Source organism: Mesorhizobium sp. M2A.F.Ca.ET.067.02.1.1, assembly GCF_004023285.1.
Lineage (GTDB): Bacteria > Pseudomonadota > Alphaproteobacteria > Rhizobiales > Rhizobiaceae > Mesorhizobium.
Genome location: NZ_RZSB01001163.1, coordinates 1 through 1,186, shown reverse-complemented (window position 1 = coordinate 1,186; position 1,186 = coordinate 1). Strand labels below are relative to the sequence as shown.

Here is a 1,186-nt window from a genome sequence, read left to right as displayed (position 1 = left end):
TGGCGGAGAGCCGCTCCAGCATCGACGGGCTGGTCGCCGGCCAGGTCGAGAAGCTGGCCGAAGGCCGCGATATCCTCAAGCGCGCGCTGGAAGCCGATCTCAACACGATCCAGGGCGCGATCGTCGATCATTCGCAGAAGATCACCGGCCATCGCGCCGAACTCTCGCGCGCGCTCGACGTCGATATGGCCAATGCCAGCGGCCTCATGCAGACCCATGCCGACCAGTTGTCGCAGAACCGCGCGACGCTGTCCAAGGCGCTGGAGGACGACCTCACCAAGCTCGCCGAGAGCCGCTCCAGCATCGACGGTCTGGTCGCCGGCCAGGTCGAGAAGCTGGCGGAAGGCCGCGACATCCTCAAGCGGGCACTCGAAGCCGACCTTGCCAAGCTCGCCGAGAGCCGCGCCTCGATCGACGGCCTTGTCGCCGGCCAGGTCGAAAAGCTCGCCGAAGGCCGCGATATTCTCACGCGCGCCCTTGAAGCGGACCTTGCCAAGCTGGCCGAAAGCCGTGCCGGCATCGACGGCCTCGTCGCTGGCCAGGTTGAGAAGCTCTCCGAAGGCCGCGATATCCTCACGCGCGCCCTTGAAGCCGATCTCGCCAAGCTGGCCGAAAGCCGCGCCTCGATCGACGGTCTTGTCGCCGGCCAGGTCGAGAAGCTCGCCGAGGGCCGCGATATCCTTAGGCGCGCCCTCGAAGCCGACCTCCAGAAGCTGACCGAAAGCCGATCCGAGATCGACGACGTCATCGCCGGCCATGTCGGCAAGCTGTCAGAAGGCCGCGACATGCTGGCCCGCGCCTTGGAGGACGATCTCGCCAAGCTCGCCGATACGCGCAAGGACGTCGACCGTTCGGTCTCCGGCCATATCGACCAGATCGCCGCGCGGAGCAGCGACATTTCGGCAGCGATCGCCGCCGATGTCGAGAAGATCGAGCAGGCCTTCAGCCGCCAGACCGGTGTCATCGAAGAACGCGCCAGCACCATGGAGCGAGCGCTGTCGACCGGTGTCGACAATGTGCGCGGCGTGCTGGAGAAGACCGCGGTGTTCGTGGCGGGCGCGTTGCGCGACAAGGTCATGGAAGTCACCAGCACCCTGCATGAGCAGGCCGGTGCGGCCTTCAGCAACGCCGATCGCAAGATCGCCGAACGCGCCGAGCAGACCTCCGCCGCGCTGCTTGCCAGGGC

General features: G+C 66.8%; 1 pseudogene. It reads left to right on the top strand.

Annotated elements, in window-relative coordinates:
- Positions 1-1,186: pseudogene (locus EOA28_RS36390) on the top strand (kinesin); the annotation flags it as partial.